At 70.7% G+C, this 19,308-nt stretch carries 17 protein-coding genes; 10 read left to right on the top strand and 7 right to left on the bottom strand.

Annotation, left to right across the window (positions count from 1 at the left end):
* Positions 1 to 53 precede the first annotated feature (53 nt).
* Together AB3X52_RS05370 and AB3X52_RS05365 are read right to left on the bottom strand one after the other, a co-directional pair.
* Positions 54 to 929 (bottom strand): MaoC/PaaZ C-terminal domain-containing protein, encoded by an 876-nt coding sequence (locus AB3X52_RS05370; protein WP_367992047.1) that lies wholly within the window; start codon positions 927 to 929, stop codon positions 54 to 56.
* Between the two features lies 1 nt (position 930).
* Positions 931 to 2,265, bottom strand: a complete 1,335-nt coding sequence (locus tag AB3X52_RS05365) for a 3-oxoacyl-ACP reductase (protein WP_367992045.1) — start codon at positions 2,263 to 2,265, stop codon at positions 931 to 933.
* 154 nt (positions 2,266 to 2,419) lie between these two features.
* On the opposite strand from AB3X52_RS05365, the gene AB3X52_RS05360 reads away from it, so the two are divergent.
* Positions 2,420 to 3,715, top strand: coding sequence for an acetyl-CoA C-acetyltransferase (locus tag AB3X52_RS05360; RefSeq protein ID WP_367992044.1), 1,296 nt, complete (start codon positions 2,420 to 2,422; stop codon positions 3,713 to 3,715).
* Positions 3,716 to 3,780: 65 nt separating this feature from the next.
* Here AB3X52_RS05360 and AB3X52_RS05355 read toward each other — a convergent pair whose 3' ends face one another.
* Together AB3X52_RS05355 and AB3X52_RS05350 are read right to left on the bottom strand one after the other, a co-directional pair.
* Positions 3,781 to 4,458 (bottom strand): TetR/AcrR family transcriptional regulator, encoded by a 678-nt coding sequence (locus AB3X52_RS05355; protein ID WP_367992042.1) that lies wholly within the window; start codon positions 4,456 to 4,458, stop codon positions 3,781 to 3,783.
* Positions 4,459 to 4,700: 242 nt separating this feature from the next.
* Complete coding sequence (locus AB3X52_RS05350; protein ID WP_367992040.1) at positions 4,701 to 6,215, bottom strand: ATP-dependent DNA ligase; 1,515 nt, start codon at positions 6,213 to 6,215, stop codon at positions 4,701 to 4,703.
* 102 nt (positions 6,216 to 6,317) lie between these two features.
* Here AB3X52_RS05350 and AB3X52_RS05345 point away from each other — a divergent pair, with 102 nt between their 5' ends.
* A complete protein-coding gene (locus AB3X52_RS05345) occupies positions 6,318 to 7,229 on the top strand; it encodes a DNA-3-methyladenine glycosylase family protein (protein ID WP_367992038.1) in 912 nt (303 codons plus the stop codon).
* Between the two features lie 33 nt (positions 7,230 to 7,262).
* On the opposite strand, the gene AB3X52_RS05340 is transcribed toward AB3X52_RS05345, so the two are convergent.
* Together AB3X52_RS05340 and AB3X52_RS05335 are read right to left on the bottom strand one after the other, a co-directional pair.
* Entirely contained in the window at positions 7,263 to 8,489 is a 1,227-nt protein-coding gene (locus AB3X52_RS05340) for a phospholipase D-like domain-containing protein (protein WP_437440535.1), read from the bottom strand.
* A 121-nt stretch (positions 8,490 to 8,610) separates the two neighbouring features.
* The gene (locus tag AB3X52_RS05335; RefSeq protein WP_367992036.1) at positions 8,611 to 9,228 is read right to left on the bottom strand and encodes a TetR family transcriptional regulator; all 618 of its coding nucleotides are present in this window, start codon (positions 9,226 to 9,228) and stop codon (positions 8,611 to 8,613) included.
* A 230-nt stretch (positions 9,229 to 9,458) separates the two neighbouring features.
* On the opposite strand from AB3X52_RS05335, the gene AB3X52_RS05330 reads away from it, so the two are divergent.
* From AB3X52_RS05330 to AB3X52_RS05315, 4 genes are all read left to right on the top strand, one after another.
* Positions 9,459 to 10,106, top strand: coding sequence for a hypothetical protein (locus tag AB3X52_RS05330; RefSeq protein ID WP_367992034.1), 648 nt, complete (start codon positions 9,459 to 9,461; stop codon positions 10,104 to 10,106).
* Positions 10,107 to 10,164: 58 nt separating this feature from the next.
* Positions 10,165 to 12,306 carry an excinuclease ABC subunit UvrB gene (gene uvrB / locus AB3X52_RS05325; protein ID WP_367992032.1) on the top strand — a complete coding sequence of 714 codons (2,142 nt, stop codon included), beginning with the start codon at positions 10,165 to 10,167 and terminating at the stop codon, positions 12,304 to 12,306.
* Positions 12,307 to 12,510: 204 nt separating this feature from the next.
* Positions 12,511 to 13,821: an MFS transporter gene (locus AB3X52_RS05320; protein WP_367992030.1), complete on the top strand. Its 1,311-nt coding sequence runs from the start codon at positions 12,511 to 12,513 to the stop codon at positions 13,819 to 13,821.
* Between the two features lie 2 nt (positions 13,822 to 13,823).
* Positions 13,824 to 14,210 carry an MmcQ/YjbR family DNA-binding protein gene (locus AB3X52_RS05315; protein WP_367992028.1) on the top strand — a complete coding sequence of 129 codons (387 nt, stop codon included), beginning with the start codon at positions 13,824 to 13,826 and terminating at the stop codon, positions 14,208 to 14,210.
* A 36-nt stretch (positions 14,211 to 14,246) separates the two neighbouring features.
* On the opposite strand, the gene AB3X52_RS05310 is transcribed toward AB3X52_RS05315, so the two are convergent.
* Entirely contained in the window at positions 14,247 to 14,906 is a 660-nt protein-coding gene (locus tag AB3X52_RS05310; protein WP_367992026.1) for an ion channel, read from the bottom strand.
* A 145-nt stretch (positions 14,907 to 15,051) separates the two neighbouring features.
* Here AB3X52_RS05310 and AB3X52_RS05305 point away from each other — a divergent pair, with 145 nt between their 5' ends.
* The 4 genes from AB3X52_RS05305 to AB3X52_RS05290 all read left to right on the top strand — a co-directional run bounded on the left by AB3X52_RS05305 (position 15,052) and on the right by AB3X52_RS05290 (position 19,249).
* On the top strand, positions 15,052 to 16,059 hold the full coding sequence (locus AB3X52_RS05305; RefSeq protein WP_367992024.1) for an NAD(P)/FAD-dependent oxidoreductase: 1,008 nt from the start codon (positions 15,052 to 15,054) through the stop codon (positions 16,057 to 16,059).
* Positions 16,060 to 16,144: 85 nt separating this feature from the next.
* Complete coding sequence (locus AB3X52_RS05300; RefSeq protein WP_367992022.1) at positions 16,145 to 17,407, top strand: glycosyltransferase family 4 protein; 1,263 nt, start codon at positions 16,145 to 16,147, stop codon at positions 17,405 to 17,407.
* Positions 17,394 to 18,116: a class I SAM-dependent methyltransferase gene (locus tag AB3X52_RS05295; RefSeq protein ID WP_367992020.1), complete on the top strand. Its 723-nt coding sequence runs from the start codon at positions 17,394 to 17,396 to the stop codon at positions 18,114 to 18,116. The genes AB3X52_RS05300 and AB3X52_RS05295 overlap by 14 nt, the downstream gene beginning before the upstream one ends.
* Positions 18,113 to 19,249 carry a prenyltransferase gene (locus AB3X52_RS05290; protein WP_367992018.1) on the top strand — a complete coding sequence of 379 codons (1,137 nt, stop codon included), beginning with the start codon at positions 18,113 to 18,115 and terminating at the stop codon, positions 19,247 to 19,249. The genes AB3X52_RS05295 and AB3X52_RS05290 overlap by 4 nt, the downstream gene beginning before the upstream one ends.
* Positions 19,250 to 19,308 lie beyond the last annotated feature (59 nt).

Raw genomic sequence — 19,308 nt, 5'->3', positions numbered from 1 at the left:
CCCGGACAGCTCGCCGGCCGTCGGAGGCGACGCAACCCTCCCGGCCAGCGGCGCTAGAGCGCGCGGGTGCGCCCCAGGAGGTGGAGCGTGTCACTTCCCCGCCTGTGCAGCGAGAAGTCGTAGCCGTTGCCGTCCTGCGCCGGCCGCGAGCCGAACGCGACCGAGGACGGCAGGAAGACCGGTTTCTTGAACGCCACGTCGATGCGTACGGCGTCGGACAGCCGGTTCTCCAACGCGGCGAGACACCGGGCCTTGGTCCACATGCCGTGGGCGATATGGCGAGGGAAACCCAGCGCCTTGGCCGACAGCGTCGTCAGGTGGATCGGGTTGTAGTCGCCGGAGACCGCGGCGTACCGCCTCCCCAGGTCGCTCCTCAGCGCGAACACCGGGCCGCTCGGCGGCACGTCGACCAGCTCGTCGGGCCAGGTCGCGTCGGGGTTGCGCCGCCCGCGACGCAGGTACGTCGAGACCGACTCCCACACCGTCTCGCCCGCGGCGCTGACCGTCGTGGTGAGCGCCCAGGCCGTGCCGACGGGATGGGGGAGCGGCGCGCCGACCGCGGTCGTCACCTCGAGGGTCTCGCCGATCGCGATGGGCCGGTGCTGGCTGATGCTGTTCTCGACGTGGACCATGCCCATCGCCGCCGACGGGAAGCGAGGGTCGGAGAGGACGGCGAGATGGAGCGGTGCGGCCAGCATGTGCGGATAGGTCACCGGGACGGTGTCCTTGACCGGGAAGCCGCAGAGGACGGCGTACCGCTCGACCTGCTCACGCTCGACCGTCGCAGACGGCCGGGTGACGGCGAAGCCGTCGGTGGCGTCCCTGTCCTTGCGGATGCCGGGCAGCGCGCCGACGACCGGGACGGAGGGGAGCGCGGCGCGCAGCAGCGCACTCACGCCCGTGCGGGTCACCAGGGTGGGCTCGGTCATCTCAGGCCCCCAGCATCATCTGGCCGCAGACCCGCACGACGTTGCCGTTGACGGCCGTGGACGCCGGGTTGGCGTACCACGCGATCGCCTCGGCGACGTCCACGGGCAGGCCGCCCTGGGCCATCGCATTCATCCGCTGGCCCACCTCGCGCGGGCCGAACGGCATCGCGGCCGTCATCTGGGTGATGATGAAGCCCGGCGCGACGGCGTTGATGGTGATGCCGTCGACCAGCTCGTCGGCGAGCGCGTCGACGTGGCCGATCACGCCCGCCTTGGAGGCGGCGTAGCTGGTCTGGCCGACGTTCCCGGCGATGCCCGCCATGGAGGAGACGTCGATGATGCGGCCGTTCGGGTTGATCACCTGCTGCGCGAGCAGCTCGGCGGTGATCAGCTCCGGCGCGTCGATGTTGATCTCGAACACCTTGCCGAAGCGCTCCGGCGTCTGGTTGGCCAGCTTCTTGTCGAGGGTGACGCCGGCGTTGTGGACGACCACGTCGACGCCGCCATGCTTCTCCTTGAGGTGCTGCGCGATCCGCTGAGGGGCGTCCTTCGCGGTGATGTCGAGGGTGAGCCAGTCGCCGTCGACCTCCTTCATGACCTTCTGGAGCTCGTCCGCGGCCTGGGGGACGTCAAGGCCGACCACGGTGGCGCCGTCGCGGTGGAGGACGCGCGCGATCTGCTCGCCGATGCCCCGGCTGGCGCCGGTGACGAGGGCGACCTTGCCCGCGAGCGGGGCCGTCCAGTCGGTGACGGTCTCGGCCTGCTGCTCGCGGTGGGTGCCGATCCGGACGACCTGCCCCGAGACGTACGCCGACTTGGGGCTGAGCAGGAAGCCGAGCGTGGAGAGCAGGGACTGCTCGTATCCTTCGGCGACATAGACCAGCTGGACCGTGCCGCCCCGGCCGATCTCCTTGCCGAGGCTACGGGTGAAGCCCTCGAGGGCACGCTGCGCGACCCGCTCACGGCCCTCGACCAGCGTCGGCGGCGTCCCGATCACGACCACGCGCGGGCAGCTCTCCAGGCTGCGGAGCACCGGCGTGAAGAACTCCTGCAGCGCGACCAGCTGGTCGATGGAGGTCAGACCGCTGGCGTCGAAGACCAGGCCCTTGTAGGTGGCGCCGTCCGTCCGCGTGTCGGTCGACTCGATGCCGAGCTCGCCGAGCAGACCGGCCAGCGACTCGGCCAGACGGCCCCGCCCGCCCACCAGAACGGTTCCCTTCACGAGAGGGTCGCCGGCGGCGTACCGCTCGAGCTTGGTGGGGCTGGGAAGGCCGAGGTTCTTGACCAGGAACTTGCCGATCGTGGACTGGGTGAAGCTCTGGTACTTGTCGCTCATCTGGTCGTCGTCCTCACTGGTCGTCTCAGGGGTCTGGTGGTCATGGCGTATGTTACCCGCGGGTATGTAACTAGAGTTGTAACTCGGTGTCCACATATCGTGACCTCCCCGACATACCCTTCTCTGTGAGCACCGCTGAGACAAGGATGGAGCCATGACCACCACTCGCCGCGTCGCCATCGTGGGCGGCAACCGCATCCCGTTCGCCCGCTCCAACACGGCGTACTCCACCGCCTCCAACCAGGACATGCTGACCGCTGCGATCGACGGGCTGGTCGCGCGCTACGGCCTCGAGGGCGAGCGGATCGGGGAGGTCGCCGCCGGTGCCGTCTTGAAGCACAGCCGGGACTTCAACCTCACCCGCGAGTCGGTCCTCGGCTCGAAGCTTGCGCCGGAGACCGCGGCCGTCGACCTGCAGCAGGCCTGCGGGACGGGTCTGCAGGCGGCGACGTACATCGCCAATAAGATCGCGCTCGGTCAGATCGAGGCGGGCATCGCGGGCGGCACGGACACCACCTCGGACGCGCCGATCGCGATCGGTGAGAAGCTCCGCAAGATCCTCCTCGAGGCCAACCGTGCGAAGGACCTGCAGGGCCGGCTGAAGGCCTTCGCGAAGCTGCGCCCCGGGGACCTCATCCCCAACATCCCCGCCAACGTCGAGCCGCGCACGCGCCTCTCGATGGGGGAGCACGCCGCGCTCACCGCGCTCGAGTGGCAGATCACCCGGGAGGCGCAGGACGAGCTCGCCGCGTCGTCCCACCAGAAGCTGGCTGCCGCCTATGAGCGCGGCTTCTTCGACGACATGATCACGCCCTTCCGCGGCCTCGAGCGCGACAACAACCTGCGGCCCGACTCCTCGGTCGAGAAGCTCGCGAAGCTGAAGCCGGTCTTCGGCAAGGGCGAGGCAGCGACCATGACCGCCGGCAACTCCACGCCGCTGACCGACGGCGCCTCCGCGGTGCTGCTTGCGTCCGAGGACTGGGCCAAGGCCCACGACCTGCCGATCCTGGCCTACTTCGTCGACGCCGAGGTCGCCGCGGTCGACTACGTCCACGGCGGTGAGGGCCTGCTGATGGCGCCGGCGTACGCCATGCCGCGGATGCTGGCGCGCAACGGTCTGACCTTCGACGACTTCGACTTCTTCGAGATCCACGAGGCATTCGCCTCGCAGGTGCTCTCGACGCTGAAGGCATGGGAGGACCCGGTGTTCTGCAAGGAGCGGCTCGGCCTCGACGCGCCGCTGGGCACTGTGCCGCGGGAGAAGCTCAACGTCAACGGCTCCTCACTCGCGGCCGGTCACCCGTTCGCCGCCACGGGCGGACGGATCATCCACACGCTCGCCAAGCTTCTTGACGAGAAGGCTGGATCGACCGGCACGGGGGGCCGTGGTCTCATCTCGATCTGTGCCGCGGGCGGCCAGGGCGTGACCGCCATCATCGAGCGCCCCTGAGCGACCTCAGCCTGCCGATTCGGTTCGGCATGCAGGCAAGCCGAATCGGCAGGCTCGGTCCTGCGTCAGGCGGAGGCGAGGGCGAGGGCAGCGGTCACGAGGTAGTCCTTGACCTGGCCGGGGGAGACCGAGCCGATGGTGGGTACGCCGGGGGCCGACTCCGTCACCAGGATCCCGACCCGCGCCAGTTGCAACGCGCCGAGCCCCGTCGCATAGAGCGTGTTGGCGAGGAGGGTCGGCTCCGGGACCTGGAACTCGCCGACGCGCTCGCCCTCCTCGAAGACGCCGATGAGGATGCTCAGGCAGCCCGTGATCGCTCGGCCGAGCCGGAAGAGCGCGCTTTCGGAGAGCTCGTCGAGGAGCTCCGGCCCCCTGCGCCGCATCAGCGCCTGGGCGCAGTCGACGAACGCGGGGTGCGCCACGCCGTACTCGACGAAGGCGCCGACCGCGGCAGAGAGCTGCTCGCGCGGGGCCGACACCGAGCCGGTCGCCCTCCCGAGCTCGTCGCGCAGCTCGTCGAGGTAGACGACGAGCGTCAGCGCGAAGATCTCCTCCTTGCCGGTGAAGTGGCGATAGACGATCGCGCGGTTGATCCCCACGGCGCGGGCGATGTCCTCGATCTGCGCGTCGCGGACGCCCCGCTCGTCGAAGAGCTCGCGGGTCGCCGCGATGATCTCGGCCTCGCGCGCCCGCCGGCGTGCGGCGGCCGTGGCGCGTCGGCCGTCGGTCTCGGGAGCCGTCATGGCTTGAGTGTACGACGCGTGTAACTGCCAGTTGCGCGGCGTCGGTGTCCACGGCGGTGGGCGCACCGCCGCGCTCTCTGGCGCGCCGTCGGCAGCACCTCTGTGGCAGCACCTCTGTCCCGAACGGAAATCTGTTCGGACGGAGCCCCATGGCGCGTCGGCGGCTGGGCGGCGAGTGGGCGCCGACCGGGAGCGCGCGCGGAGCTCACGGGAACACCGAGCGCATCGCGCCGGCCACGCCGCTAGGGCAGGAGCGCACGGACGGCATCGATCGTGTCGGCCTCGGCCGCGGTCTTGTCGTCGCGGTAGCGGACCACCCGGGCGAACCGCAGGGCCACGCCGCCGGGGTAGGTGGTCGAGCGCTGGACCCCGTCGAAGGCGATCTCCACCACTTGGGTCGGCTGAACAGGCACGACCCAGTCAGCACGGGGGTCGGGCACGGTCGCCAGCTCGGTGAAGCGCTCCGTCTGCCACGCGAGCATCCGGTCGCTCATCCCCTTGAAGGTCTTGCCCAACATCACGACGTCACCCGTCTCGGGATCACGGGCACCGAGGTGGATGTTGGAGAGCCAGCCCTTGCGACGGCCCGAGCCCCACTCGACCGCGAGCACGACGAGGTCGAGCGTGTGCACCGGCTTGACCTTGATCCACCCGTTGCCACGGCGACCCGCTTCCCACGGCACGTCGAGGCCCTTCACCACCACGCCCTCGTGACCGGCGTCGACCACCCGGGACGCGAAGTCGTCCGCCGCCGCGACGTCGTCGGTGACCAGGCGCTCGACGCGGTGGGCGGCGGGCACCAGGGCATCCAGCGCCGCCAGGCGGTCGGCCAGCGGCAGGTCGTGGAGGTCCCGGCCGTCGAGATGGAGCAGATCGAAGAAGTAGGGCGCGACGTGGACCGCCGATGCGCCCCGGGTCGCCGTGCGCGACGCCGTCTCCTGGAACGGCCGGGGTCGGCCGTCCGGTCCGACCGTCATCGCCTCGCCGTCGAGCACGACGGAGGAAGCCGGCAGGCGGCGCACGACGTCGACGACCTCGGGAAGCCGGGCGGTGATGTCCTCGAGCGTCCGGGTGGCGATGACGACGTCGTCGTCGCGGCGGTGCACCTGGATCCGGACACCGTCGAGCTTGGTGTCGACGACGGCCGTCCCGCCGAGCTTGGCGAGTGCCTCGGCGAGGGAGCCTGCGCTCGAGGCGAGCATCGGCAGCACCGGCCGGCCCACGACGAGCCCGACCGCACCGAGCGCGTCCGTGCCGTCGAACGCGAGCCGCGCGACGGCCACCGTCGAGCCGGCGAACATGGCGGCACGCCGCACGGCGACGACTGGCACGTCGGCGGCGAGGGCGATCGCCTCCTGGACGAGCGAGTCGAGCGCCCCCTGCCGCACCTCGCCGGTCACGACGCCACGCAGCCACTGCTGCTCGGCCGCGGTGGCCCGACCGAAGAGCTCCCGGACGGCCGCGGCACGTGCCCCCTGGGAGCCCGGGCCCGCGAGCGAGGCGATCGCGTCGAAGGCACGGTGCACCTCGAGAACCGTCAGCGAGGCGTCCTGCGCGGGCGGCGGAAGGTCCGTCAAGGACCGCCACCCGAGGCCCGTACGACGCTGGCGCAGCGCCCCGCCGAGATAGGACGTCACGACCTCCAGCTCGGCGTCCTCCGCGGTCTCGAGGCAGGCCGCCAGCGCCGCCACCTTGGCCTTGCGCGATCGGGTGGCGGCGACGGTCGCAGAGGTCGCAGCGAGGTCGGCGAGCAGCATGGACCCAGTCAACACCTGCGCGCCGACAGCCCTGAGCTACCGTCGCACCATGCCCGGCCCGTCGATGCCCTCAGCCCTGCCACGTCCGAACGCGATCGGCTGGTGACACCCGCAGCGACCCGCGTGTGGCGGCCGGCGCGGCCCGTGCGCATCGGCGCGATGATCGGTCACCTCCGCCGGGGCGGCGGCGACCCGACGTACCGGATCATCGGCGGTCGGCACTGGCGTGGCATCCGCACGCCCGAGGGCCCGGCGACGCTCGTTCTGGCCGAGCGGGGGACGGCAATCGTCGCCGAGGCGTGGGGGAGCGGTGCCACCTGGGCGCTCGATCAGGTGCCGGCCCTGCTCGGCGCGTACGACGACCCGACCGGCTTCGCCCCGACCGACCCGATCCTCATCGCCGCCGTCCGGCGCTGCGGCGTGCCCCGGTTCGGCAGCACCGGTCTGGTCATGGAGGCCCTGGTCCCCGCCGTGATCGAGCAGAAGGTGACGGGCCAGGAGGCGTTCGCCGGGTTCCGCCGGCTGGTGCAGCGTTTCGGCGAGCGGGCGCCGGGACCCGGGGCTGACCACCGGCTCTGGGTTCAGCCTGCCGCTGACACCCTGCGCACCGTGCCGAGCTGGGACTGGCTGCGGATGCCGGTCGACCCGGCGCGCTCGAAGGCGGTCGTCACCGCGGCGCGCGTCGCGCCCAGTCTCGAGCGCACGCTCGGCCTGCCCGGTGACGAGGTGGAGCGGCGGCTGACCAGCCTGCCAGGGATCGGTGAGTGGACCGCCGCCGAGGTGCGGCAGCGGGCGCACGGCGACCCCGACGCGGTCTCGTTCGGCGACTGGCACGTCGCGAAGGACGTCGGCCATGGCCTCACCGGCAGGCCGTGGGACGACGACCGGCTGCGCGCCTACCTCGCGCCCTACCACGGCCACCGCCGACGCGTCGTCGCACTCGTCTACGCCGTCGCGGGTCACCGGCCGCGGCACGGTCCGCGGATGGCGCCGCGCACCCACCTGCCGGCCTAGCCGCGGCCGTGCGGACCGCCGGCCCAGCGCCGGTCACAGCAACGGTCGCAGCGGCGTCAGAACGAGCTCGGTGAACTTGCGGTGCACGTCGCGCGCCTCCCACTCGGCGCGGGTGAGCTCGAGGCAGTTGGACTGGTCCCGCTCGAAGATCGCCTCCATCTGCGCAGCCACCGCCTCGTCGATCACCTCGAGGTTGATCTCGTAGTTGCCGGAGAGGCTGAGCCGGTCGATGTTGGCCGTGCCGACGGTCGACCAGGTGCCGTCGACAGTGGCCGTCTTGGCGTGGACCATGGCGTCACGGAACCGCAGGATCCGCACGCCGGCGTCGAGCATCTGGGAGAAGTAGCCGCGCGAGATCCAGTCCGCGACGACGTGGTTGGACTTGAGCGGCAGCAGCAGGCGTACGTCGACGCCTCGGCGCGCCGCGTCCTTGAGCGCGTCCACGAAGTCCTGGTCGGGCAGGAAGTAGGCCTGGGTCAGCCAGATGTTCTTGGCCGCACGGTTGATGGCCTCGAGGTACATCGAGCGGATGGGGAACATCCACAGCCGCGGCACGTTGCGGTGGAAGCGCACCTTCGGCTCCCACACCGGCGTCGTCTCGATGAGGAGCGGCCGGTGCGACGCGCCGAGCCGGCGCCGTCGGTTGAGGTTCCAGAAGTCGGCGAACGCGCGCCGCAGGTCCCACACGGCCGGCCCCGTGATGCGGACGTGGGTGTCGCGCCACTCGTCGGCGTACGCACTGCCGACGTTGTAGCCACCGACGAACCCGACCTCGTCGTCGACCACCAGGATCTTGCGGTGGTCGCGGCCATAGCGAGACAGGTCGAAGAAGCGCCAGCCGGCCGGATAGACCGGGTAGCGCAGCACCTTCATCCCCGCCGGGAACCGTTTGAACCGGGGCGGCACGACGAGGTTCGCGAAGGTGTCGTAGATGCAGTAGACCTCGACGCCGCGGGCGACCGCGTCGGTGAGCGCCGTCTTGAACCGCTGCCCGACGTCGTCGCCCTTCCAGATGTAGGTCTCGAAGAAGATCTGCTTCCGGGCGCCCTCGATGGCCTTCAGCATGTCCTCGAACAGGTCGTCGCCGAAGGTGTACGTCGTCAGCGACCCGCCGCCGACCGGCACCGTGCCGGGCGGCGTGACGGGGAACGGCTTCGCCTTCTTGCCACGGCGACGATAGGCGTCGACGAGGCTCATGCCGACCGCGATCAGGACCGGCAGCCCGAAGAAGACCGCGAGGAGTCGACGGACGAGCTTCATGATGCGCTCCGGCACCGAGGTCCCCACCGACATCACGGCACTAATCTAGGGCCAGGCGGCAAGGTGAACGGCACTTCGGCCCACCCCGTTCCGTGCTGTGAACTTCGTGATCGCGTGCGGCTCATGGCAAGAGCAGACCTACGGCGACGTCGATCGACTTCTCCACGTCCTTCGCCGCCGTCCGGCCGGCGACCCAGCCCACCAGCGCCGAGAGCCACAGGTCGGCGATGACGCGCACGATGACCGTCTGCTCCTCGATGACCTCACCGTGGTCGGGGGAGCCTGAGATCGCGCGCGAGATCATCGAGGTCAGACGCGTGCTGACCTCGTCGATCTCCGCACCGACCGACGCGTCCGCGAACATGAAGGCGCGCACCAGTGCCTCGGTCAGCCGCGGCTGCGTCTGCAGCAGTCGGGTCGTGCGGCCGAGGACGTGCACGACGCGCTCGTGCGCGGTGGCCCCGGCGAGCGCCTGGAGCGCGGTCCGGCGGTCGGCTCCCTCGAGCTCGCGGCCCAGCGCCGACACCAGGAGGTGGACCTTCGACGGGAAGTAGCGGTAGAGGGTGCCGAGCGCGACGTCGGCGGTGTCGGCGACCGTCCGCATCTGGACGGCCTCGAACCCGCCCTCGGTGGCGAGCGCGATCGTGGCATCGAGGATGCGCCGACGCCGATCGTGCTGAGCGGCCGAACCGGGCCGAACACCCGCCGTCCCGCTCGCGTTGGATGGGACCGTCTTCACGCTGACCCTCCTCAACCTCGCCCTACCGCGGGACAGCGTAGTCAACCGCAGCAGCGGCGGAGGACCTCCTTGTCATGCCGGGCCACCGGGATGTCCGCCGAGCGGCAGCCGCCGCTCACGGTAGCGGGGTGCCGCACGTCGATTGCGAGGGAGATCTCGTGGTTGAGTCCGCAGCGTCACCGCGCGATGATCGAAATGTCCGTTCAGCACTCTCTCAGAAGGTGATCGGCATGCCCGGGACGATGCGAGTTCCGCGCAGTCGCGGAGCTATCAGCGGCATCCTGCTCGTACTGCTCGGCGTGTGGGGCGCCCTCATTCCGTTCATCGGTCCGTACGTCGACTACGCGTACGCACCGAACACCACGTGGGACTACACCAACGGTCGGCTCATCCTCGAGATCCTGCCCGGAGTCGGCGCCATCCTCGGTGGCCTGTTGACACTCGGCAGCGCCAACCGGGTGACCGCCATGTTCGGCGGTTGGCTGGCCGCGGTGAGCGGCGCCTGGTTCATCCTCGGGGTGCCGCTCTCGGCCATCTGGGGGAGTCCCACGGTCGGCGCCGCGTACGGCGGCACGACGCGGCAGACCGTCGAGTACGTCGGCTTCTTCGGCGGGCTCGGCGCCGCGATCCTGTTCCTCGCCGCGTTCGCGCTCGGCCGGTTCGCCGTGGTCGGCGTACGCGAGGCGTCGCGAGCGGCAGACCGGGTTGCTCCCGCGGAACGCGCGAAGACCGCGCCCGCCGGTGGTGGAGCCGCAGCGGCGGGCGGGGACGGAGAGGTCCGAAGCAGCGGAGAGGCAGCGCCTGTGCGTGCCCGCAGGCGGCCGCTCGCCGGGCACCGCTTGCACTGGCACAGCTCCCGCCACGCCGGCGCCCGGTAGCCGCCGGTCACCCCACCGTCCGAGCCGGACTGTCGGTGGTCCGACGTAGGCTCGACGCATGCGTCCTGTCACCGATCTCGAGCGCCGGGTGGCGCCCTTCCAGGTCGTCTCCGACTACGAGCCCTCGGGAGACCAGCCGGCGGCGATCGCGGAGATCTCCAAGCGGATCGAGGCGGGTGCGGAGGACGTCGTGCTCCTCGGCGCGACCGGCACCGGCAAGACAGCGACCGTCGCCTGGGTGGCGGAGAAGCTGCAGCGGCCGGTCCTCGTCCTGCAACCCAACAAGACGCTCGCTGCCCAGTTCGCCAACGAGCTACGCCAGCTCTTCCCCGACAATGCGGTGGAATATTTCGTCTCCTACTACGACTACTACCAGCCCGAGGCCTACGTCCCTCAGACCGACACCTACATCGAGAAGGACTCCTCGATCAACGAGGAGGTCGAGCGGCTGCGCCACAGCGCGACCAACAGCCTGCTGACCCGGCGTGACGTCATCGTGGTCGCCACCGTCTCGTGCATCTACGGTCTCGGCACCCCGCAGGAGTACGTCGACCGCATGCTTCGCCTGCGGGTGGGCGAGGAGCACGACCGTGACTCCGTGCTCCGGCGCTTGGTGGAGATCCAGTACGCCCGCAACGACATGTCGTTCACCCGGGGGACGTTCCGGGTCCGCGGCGACACGCTCGAGATCTTCCCGGTCTATGAGGAGCACGCCGTCCGGGTGGAGTTCTTCGGGGACGAGATCGAGCGCCTGATGACGCTGCACGCCGTCACAGGCGAGGTGCTGACCGAGGACGAGGAGCTCTACGTCTTCCCGGCGACCCACTATGTCGCGGGCCCCGAACGCATGGAGCGCGCGATCGCCGGCATCGAGGCCGAGCTCGAGGAGCAGCTCGCGACGTTCGAGAAGCAGGGCAAGCTGCTGGAGGCCCAGCGGCTGCGGATGCGGACGACGTACGACATCGAGATGATGCGCCAGGTCGGGAGCTGCTCCGGGATCGAGAACTACTCGATGCATATCGACGGCCGCACCCGCGGGTCCGCGCCCAACTGCTTGCTCGACTACTTCCCCGAGGACTTCGTCCTCGTCATCGACGAGTCCCACGTCGCCGTCCCGCAGATCGGCGGGATGTATGAAGGCGACATGTCCCGCAAGCGCAACCTGGTCGACCACGGGTTCCGGCTGCCCAGCGCGATGGACAACCGGCCGCTGCGCTGGGAGGAGTTCCTCGAGCGGATCGGCCAGACGATCTACCTATCGGCGACGCCCGGCGACTACGAGTTGGACAAAGTCAGCGACGGCGGCGGCCCCCCTGATGTGGTCCAGCAGATCATCCGCCCGACCGGACTGGTCGACCCGGAGGTCGTCATCAAGCCGACCAAGGGACAGATCGACGACCTCATCCACGAGATCCGGCTCCGCGTCGACAAGAGCGAGCGCGTCCTCGTGACGACCCTGACCAAGAAGATGTCGGAGGACCTCACCGACTACCTCCTCGACGCCGGCATCCGCACGCGCTACCTCCACTCCGAGGTCGACACCCTCAAGCGGGTCGAGCTGCTGCGCGATCTGCGCCTGGGGGAGTACGACGTGCTCGTCGGCATCAACCTGCTGCGCGAGGGCCTCGACCTGCCCGAGGTGTCGTTGGTGGCGATCCTCGACGCCGACAAGGAGGGCTTCCTGCGCTCCGACAAGTCGCTGATCCAGACGATCGGCCGCGCGGCCCGCAACGTGTCGGGCCAGGTCCACATGTACGCCGACAAGATCACCCCCTCGATGGAGTCGGCCATCGACGAGACCAATCGTCGCCGGGCGATCCAGATCGCCTACAACGAAGAGCACGGCATCGATCCGCAGCCGCTCCGCAAGAAGATCGCCGACATCACTGAGATGCTCGCCCGGGAGGACGAGAGCACGCAGGCGCTCCTCGAGACCTGGGCCGGGACGGAGGCGAAGAGCCGTGCGGGCAAGGCCGGGAAGAAGTCGCCGACGCCGGTCCTGGGCGATGCGGCGAAGGACGCCCGCGAGCACGGCCTGGTGGGCCTCCCGAGCGCCGATCTCGCGCAGCTCATCCAGGATCTCACCGAGCAGATGAAGGGCGCCGCCGCCGAGCTGCAGTTCGAGGTCGCCGCGCGGCTGCGCGACGAGATCTCCGACCTCAAGAAGGAGCTCCGCCAGATGATGGAAGCGACGAAGTGAGGAGGGAATGCGCCGCGCGAGGAACGAGCGCGAGTGCATTCCCGACGAACGAGGAGCTGCGAGCGAAGCGAAGCGAGCCCGCCGGCGACGAAGCGAGCGGCGAGGACCGACCGACCACGCGGCTGGCGACCGTCTGCGGACGTGGCCCGACCAACTCCTGTCGACGAAGTGAGCGATCGCTCCGCGTGGGCATAAAATCCCCTCGTGACAGAGCCTGACCCCGCCCCGACACGTCGCGCCTGGCTGGTCTGGGGGGTCGGGCTCTCGGTCTACGTGCTGGCGGTCTTCCACCGCAGCAGCCTCGCGGTCGCGGGGCTCGCGGCGAGCGACCGGTTCGACATCTCCGCGAGCCAGCTCGCGACGTTCGCGATGCTGCAGCTGCTCGTCTATGCCGGGATGCAGATCCCCGTCGGCCTGCTGGTCGACCGGCTCGGGTCGCGCACTGTGCTCACCGGCGGGACCATCGTGCTGAGCCTCGCTCAGGCTGGCTTCGCGCTCGCGTCCTCCTATCCGGCCGCCCTGGTCGCCCGGGTCTTCGTGGGCATGGGGGACGCCATGACGTTCATCTGCGTGCTACGGCTGGTGAGCAGCTGGTTCCCGGGGCGCCGGGTGCCACTGGTCAGCCAGCTCACCGGCAACATCGGGCAGCTCGGCGCGGTCGGCGCCGCCGTACCCATGACGTGGGCGCTGGGTCACCTGGGCTGGACGACGGCGTACCTCACCGCCGCGGCGATCGGGCCGGTGCTGCTGGTCGTGCTGCGGTTCCTGCTCCACGACCATCCTGAGCGCAAGCACGTGCGCGGCACGGCGTTGTCGCGCCGCGCGCTGGCGGCCAGCCTGCGCGCCTCGTGGTTCCAGCCCGGCACCCGACTCGGCTTCTGGGTCCACTTCACGACGCCGTTCAGCGCCACCATGCTCGCCCTGCTCTGGGGCTACCCGTTCTTCGTCAAGGGCGAGGGGCTCAGCCCGACGACGGCGGGCTCGCTGCTGACCCTCATCGTCGTCGCCAACATCACCGGAGGCCCGATCATGGGCTGGGCCGCGGGCCGCCATCCGTGGCACCGCTCGACGACCGCGCTGTCGATCGTCGCGGCGATCGTGGCCATGTGGACCGTCGTCCTCGCCTGGCCCGGACAGGCGCCGGTCTGGCTGCTCGCTCTCCTCGCGCTGGTCACCGGCTTCGGCGGGCCGGCGTCGATGATCGGCTTCGACGTCGGCCGGACGAGCAACCCCGCGACCCGGCTCGCCAGCGCCTCCGGGATCATCAACCAGGGCGGCTTCGTCGCGGCGCTCCTCGTCGTCCTCGTCGTCGGCTGGGTGCTCGACTGGCGTACGCCGGGCGGCGCCACCGACTACACCCCGTCGGCCTTCCGCTGGGCGATGAGCGTGCAGTACGTCGCATGGGGCGTGGGCGCGCTCCAGATCTGGCGTTACCGCCGTCGGGTCCGACGCGGCACCGGACGCGATCGCGTCGAGCAGGGCTCGACCATGGTCGACCGTCCGATGGCGGCGTAGCCATGACTCGCGGCATGGACCCGGAGCGGCTGGCGGGGTCGCTGGCGGCGTACGCACTCGCCAAGCCCGGCGCCTGGGCCGACCAGCCCTGGGGCGACGACCGGGTCGCCAAGGTCGGTCCCGCCGAGCGAGGCAAGATCTTCGCGTTCCTCGGGACGACGACGCTCGGCGTCAAGTGCGGCGCGAACCGCGACGTCGCGGACGAGTGGCTGCACCGGCATCCGGCCGATGCCTCGCCCATGGCCTACATCGGCCGCTCGGGCTGGAACACCCTGCGCCTCGACGGCGCCATCACCGAGGACGAGTTGCTCGAGGCCGTCGACGAGTCCTACCGGCTGGTCGTTTCGCGGATGCCCAAGAGCCTCCGCCCGGCGGCCTGGGACGCCTGAGCCGCCGAGGACGTCCGAGCCCTCCGGGCGACTGCTTCAGGAGCGGGCTCGGTTGATCGCGAGCCCGACGAGGCGGGAGACGACGAGGGCGACGTAGAAGACCCCCGCCACCTGCTCGAGGACGACCACCGAGCGAGCATGGGACAGCACCGGCCCGAAGTCGCCGAGCCCGGTGTTGGTCAGTGTCGTGAACGAGAGGAAGAGCAGGTCGTACCACGGCCGCGCATCGCCGAACGAGCCCGGCCACAGCACCTGGACCGCGGCGTACGCATAGGCGAAGGCCCACGCGACCACGGTGAAGGCGGCAGCCGTGGCGAAGAGCTCGTCGCGCGTCACGACCTGGTCGTGGAACAGGTAGCGGATGAGCCCGTAGGACACGAATAGGTAGAACGGCACGTGCAGCGCCGCGGAGATCAGGATGACCCAGTGCCTCGACGGGTCGACCGACTCCCAGACCGCGAAGGTCATCGCGGGCGGCCCGAGGAGGAAGGCCAGCCAGGTGACGGCGGGGCTGCGGCGTACGACGCCGACGGCGGAGAACACCGCGACGAGCTGCAGCACGCCGACGATCGCGCGCCCGGCGGTCGAGTTCCCGAGGAAGGGATAGCCCACGACGACCGCCAGCTGCGCCACGAGGAGGACGGCGTTGGGGTGGGTCCGGACGGCCCACAGCGCGGGCGCGCGGCGGCTGATCATCGGGCCCGACCCCTCACCGCGGCGATACGCCGATGATCAGCACGGACGGACGACCCCCATGTCGGCAGCACGGGGTCACCCTAACGGCGGCCCGCCGGAACGCCGGCCCTTGAGACGGGTCGGCGTGGCACGGCAGGATCGGGGCGTGAGCACCGTCACCGCTGCGGGCGAGCAGGACCCGGTCGAGGAGATCAGCGTCGACCTGGCGGTCGTGGGCGCCGGTCCGACGGGCCTGTTCGCGACCTACTACGCCGGATTCCGCGGCCTCTCGGTCGCCGTGGTCGACTCGCTGCCGGAGCTCGGCGGCCAGATCACCGCGATGTATCCCGAGAAGCAGATCCTGGACGTCGCCGGGTTCCCGAGCATCAAGGGCCGTGATCTCGTCGACGGACTCGTCGCCCAGGCGGCCACCGCGGAGCCGACCTACCTGTTGGGGCGTACGGCGTGTGACCTGCACGCTCGCGACGACGGACTCGACCTGAGGCTGGCCGACGGCACGTGCGTCCACGCCCGCGCCCTCCTGGTCACCGCCGGGATCGGCACCTTCAGCCCCCGGCCGCTGCCGGCCGGTGACGGCTGGCAGGGGAGAGGACTGGACTTCTTCGTCCCGTCGTTCGCGCCGTACGCCGGCAAGGACGTCGTCGTGGTCGGTGGCGGCGACTCGGCGCTGGACTGGGCGATCCACCTCGAGCCCCTGGCCCGCTCGGTCACGCTCGTCCACCGTCGGGCACAGTTCCGCGCCCACGAGAACAGCGTGCAGCGGCTCCGGCAGGGCGGTGCCCGCATCATCACCGACGCCGAGGTCGTCGAGCTGCGCGGCGACCCGTGGCTCGAGGAGGTGGACATCGCCCACGACGGCGCCACCGAGACGGTGAAGGCGCAGCAGCTCGTGGCCGCCCTGGGCTTCGTCGCCGACCTGGGTCCGATCCAGCAGTGGGGCATCGCCACCGAGAAGCGGCACATCGTCGTGGACGAGACGATGGCCACGACCCTGCCGCGGGTCTTCGCCGCCGGGGACGTGACCGAGCATCCCGGTAAAGTGCGGCTCATCGCGGTCGGCTTCGGCGAGGCGGCGACTGCGGTCAACAACCTCGTGCCGGTCGTCCACCCCGGCGCTCACGTCTTCCCCGGTCATTCGAGCGAGGGCAGCTGACTCGAACCGCTGTAGGGTGACCCTCGCGCTAGCTACCTGCTAGTGCAGAACACGTTCTAGAAACGCAGGGAGAGGACCGAGGCGGATGCGGATCGCGCTGCTGTCGTACCGCAGCAAGCCCCATGTGGGTGGCCAGGGCGTCTACGTCCGCCATCTCAGCCGCGAGCTGGTCCGGCTGGGACACACCGTCGAGGTCTTCTCGGGCCAGCCCTATCCCGACCTCGACGAGGGCGTCGGCCTCACCAAGGTCCCCAGCCTGGACCTCTACGCCGAGCCCGACCCGTTCCACAACCCGCGGCTCTCCGAGCTCCGCGACCTCACCGACGTCGAGGAGTGGCTGCGCATGCGCACCGGCGCCTTCCCCGAGCCGCTGACCTTCTCCCGCCGGGTGGTGAAGCTGCTCGCCGCGCGCCGCGACGAGTTCGACCTCGTGCACGACAACCAGACCCTCGGCACCCCGCTCCTGCGCATTGAGGAGCTCGGACTCCCGCTCATCACGACGATCCACCACCCGATCTCGTTCGACCGCCGGATCGAGCTCGCCAGCGCCGAGGGCTGGAAGCGGCGTTTCGGCGTGCGCCGGTGGTATTCGTTCGTCGGCATGCAGGCGAAGGTCGCCCGCCGCCTGCGCCGCATCCTCACGCCCTCGGAGACCTCGAAGCGCGACATCGTCACCGAGTTCGGCGTCGACCCGGCGCGGGTCACACCGATCCTGCTGGGCGTCGCACCCGGCTTCGTCCCACCGACCGAGCCGCGCGTGCCGGGCCGGATCCTCGCCATGGCGAGCGCCGACGCACCCCTCAAGGGGATCGGCACCCTCCTCGAGGCCTTCGCCAAGCTCCGGACCGAGCGTGACGTCGAGCTGGTCCTGGTCTCGCGGCCGAAGCCCGGCGGGATCACCGAGCAGCTCATCGACCAACTCGGAATCGCCGGCCACGTGCGCTTCGTCCACGGCCTCAGCGACGACGAACTGGTGGCGCTGATGGGGTCCGCCGAGGTCGCCTGCGTGCCCTCGCTCTACGAGGGGTTCTCGCTGCCCACCGCCGAGCTGATGGCCTGCGCCACCCCGCTTGTGGTCTCGCGTGCCGGCGCCATCCCCGAGGTCGTCGGCCCCGACGGTCTCTGTGCTGACCTCGTCACGCCCGGCGACGTCGGCGAGCTCGAGCAGGCCCTCGAGGCGCTGCTCGACGACCCCGAGCGTCGGCAGCGGTACGGCGCGGCCGGCCGCGCTCGGGTCGAGGAGCTGTTCAGCTGGCACGCCGTGGCCGAGCAGGTCGTCGCGGCGTACGTCGACGTCCTCGCCGACTTCGCGGCCGATAACACCAAGGAGAAGAATGCTCACCGTTGACTTCGACCGGCTCGGGCTCAAGCCCGGCGAGCGCGTCCTCGACATGGGCGCCGGCGGCGGACGCCACGCGTTCGAGATGTATCGCCGCGGTGCCGACGTCGTTGCCTTCGACCGCGACGCCGACGAGCTGGGACGCGTCAACGAGTGGTTCTGGGCGATGAAGGAGGCCGGCGAGGTCCCCGAGGGCGCGAACGCGGAGACCAAGGAGGGCGACGCGCTCGCGCTGCCGTTCGCGGACGGCGAGTTCGACCGCATCGTCGCCGCCGAGGTCCTCGAGCACATCCCGGCCGACATCCAGGCGATCGAGGAGCTGGTCCGCGTCCTGCGTCCGGGCGGCACCCTCGCGGTCTCCGTGCCGCGCTGGTTCCCCGAGATCATCAACTGGAAGCTCTCGGCCGACTACCACAACGTCGAGGGTGGCCACATCCGGATCTACACCGAGGAGGAGCTGGTCGACAAGGTCACCAAGCGCGGCCTGGAGTTCGAGGGCCACGACCATGCCCACGGCCTGCACTCGCCGTACTGGTGGATCAAGTGCGCCGTCGGCGTCGACAACGACCAGCACCCGCTCGCGAAGGCCTACCACAAGCTGCTGGTCTGGGAGATCGTGAAGCAGCCGAAGGTGCTCAAGCTCGCCGGGAAGGTGCTCGACCCGGTCATCGGCAAGTCGCTGGTGCTCTACTTCCGCAAGCCGCAGGCGGCGGCTTGACGGCCAGGCGCCCGGTGACGATGCCGGTGCCACTGCCCTTCGTCGACGGTGTGCTCTCCGCCGACGACGTCCGCGCCACGGCGCGGTCCATCGCGCGCCAGCAGGAGCCCTGCGGGGCGATCCCGTGGGTGGCGGGCCAGCACGCCGACGTCTGGAACCATGTCGAGGCGGCGATGGGGCTGCTCGTCGGCGGGTTCGTCGAGGAGGCGGAGGCCGCGTATCTCTGGGTGCCCACGGTGCAGAACGTCGACGGCTCGGCGCCGATGAGGATCGTGGCCGGTGAGATCGTGGACCCGCTGGGGGAGACCAACATGTCGGCCTACCTCGCCGTCGGGCTCTGGCACCACTGGCTGATGCGGCGCGACCGCGCCTTCGTGGAGCGGCTGTGGCCGTCGGTCCGCGCGGGCCTCGACTTCGTCGTCGGTCTGCAGCAGGCCTTCGGCGGCATCGCCTGGACGCGGCGTGACTCCTTCTGCCTGCTCACCGGCTCGTCGTCGATCTACCAGTCGCTGCGGGCCGGCGTCGCGCTCGCGGAGCTGGTCGACGACCCGCAGCCGGAGTGGGAGCTCGCCGGTGGCCGGCTCGGTCACGCGCTGCGCGAGCACCGTGACGAGTTCGCCGACAAGTCGTCGTACTCCATGGACTGGTACTACCCCGTCCTCGGCGGCGCCGTCACGGGCGCCGCCGGCCGGAAGCTGATCGAGTCGCAGTGGTCCCATTTCGTCGTCCCCGGCCTCGGTGCTCGGTGCGTCGACACGAACCCATGGGTCACCGGCGCCGAGACCTGCGAGCTGGCGCTCGCCCTCGACAACCTCGGCGACCACCGCGGCGGGTTCGAGCTGCTCCGGACGATGCAACACCTCCGCGCCGAGGACGGTGGCTATTGGACGGGGTGGGTCTACGAGGACCCGACCTATCCGAACGACAACCCCAACGCGTTCTGGCCCGAGGAACACTCCACCTTCACCGCCGCGGCCGTGATCCTCGCGGTGGACGCGTTGGGGGAGCGGTACGGCGCCGCCACGCCCGGCTCCGGGATCATGCGCGGCACCTCGCTCGCGGCCCCCTTCCAGGAACTGGCGCTCGAGTGCGGCTGTCCGACCGACGACGCCGCCTCGGTCCTCACCGACTGAGGAGTGCCCTGATCGCGCGGGCCACGCGCCACGGTCGTCGGCCGTCTGACTGACGCGTC

This window comes from Nocardioides eburneus (genome assembly GCF_040838215.1).
In the GTDB taxonomy this organism is placed as follows: Bacteria; Actinomycetota; Actinomycetes; order Propionibacteriales; family Nocardioidaceae; genus Nocardioides; species Nocardioides eburneus.
This window is presented reverse-complemented; position numbering and strand designations above follow the sequence as displayed.

Coding starts and splice junctions, on each gene's coding strand:
- AB3X52_RS05315 (WP_367992028.1), top strand. CDS start 13,824: ATGACTCGCGGCATGGACCCGGAGCGGCTGGCGGGGTCGCTGGCGGCG.
- AB3X52_RS05330 (WP_367992034.1), top strand. CDS start 9,459: ATGCCCGGGACGATGCGAGTTCCGCGCAGTCGCGGAGCTATCAGCGGC.
- AB3X52_RS05340 (WP_437440535.1), bottom strand. CDS start 8,489: ATGAAGCTCGTCCGTCGACTCCTCGCGGTCTTCTTCGGGCTGCCGGTC.
- uvrB (WP_367992032.1), top strand. CDS start 10,165: ATGCGTCCTGTCACCGATCTCGAGCGCCGGGTGGCGCCCTTCCAGGTC.
- AB3X52_RS05355 (WP_367992042.1), bottom strand. CDS start 4,458: ATGACGGCTCCCGAGACCGACGGCCGACGCGCCACGGCCGCCGCACGC.
- AB3X52_RS05300 (WP_367992022.1), top strand. CDS start 16,145: ATGCGGATCGCGCTGCTGTCGTACCGCAGCAAGCCCCATGTGGGTGGC.
- AB3X52_RS05370 (WP_367992047.1), bottom strand. CDS start 929: ATGACCGAGCCCACCCTGGTGACCCGCACGGGCGTGAGTGCGCTGCTG.
- AB3X52_RS05360 (WP_367992044.1), top strand. CDS start 2,420: ATGACCACCACTCGCCGCGTCGCCATCGTGGGCGGCAACCGCATCCCG.
- AB3X52_RS05295 (WP_367992020.1), top strand. CDS start 17,394: ATGCTCACCGTTGACTTCGACCGGCTCGGGCTCAAGCCCGGCGAGCGC.
- AB3X52_RS05310 (WP_367992026.1), bottom strand. CDS start 14,906: ATGATCAGCCGCCGCGCGCCCGCGCTGTGGGCCGTCCGGACCCACCCC.
- AB3X52_RS05350 (WP_367992040.1), bottom strand. CDS start 6,215: ATGCTGCTCGCCGACCTCGCTGCGACCTCTGCGACCGTCGCCGCCACC.
- AB3X52_RS05365 (WP_367992045.1), bottom strand. CDS start 2,265: ATGAGCGACAAGTACCAGAGCTTCACCCAGTCCACGATCGGCAAGTTC.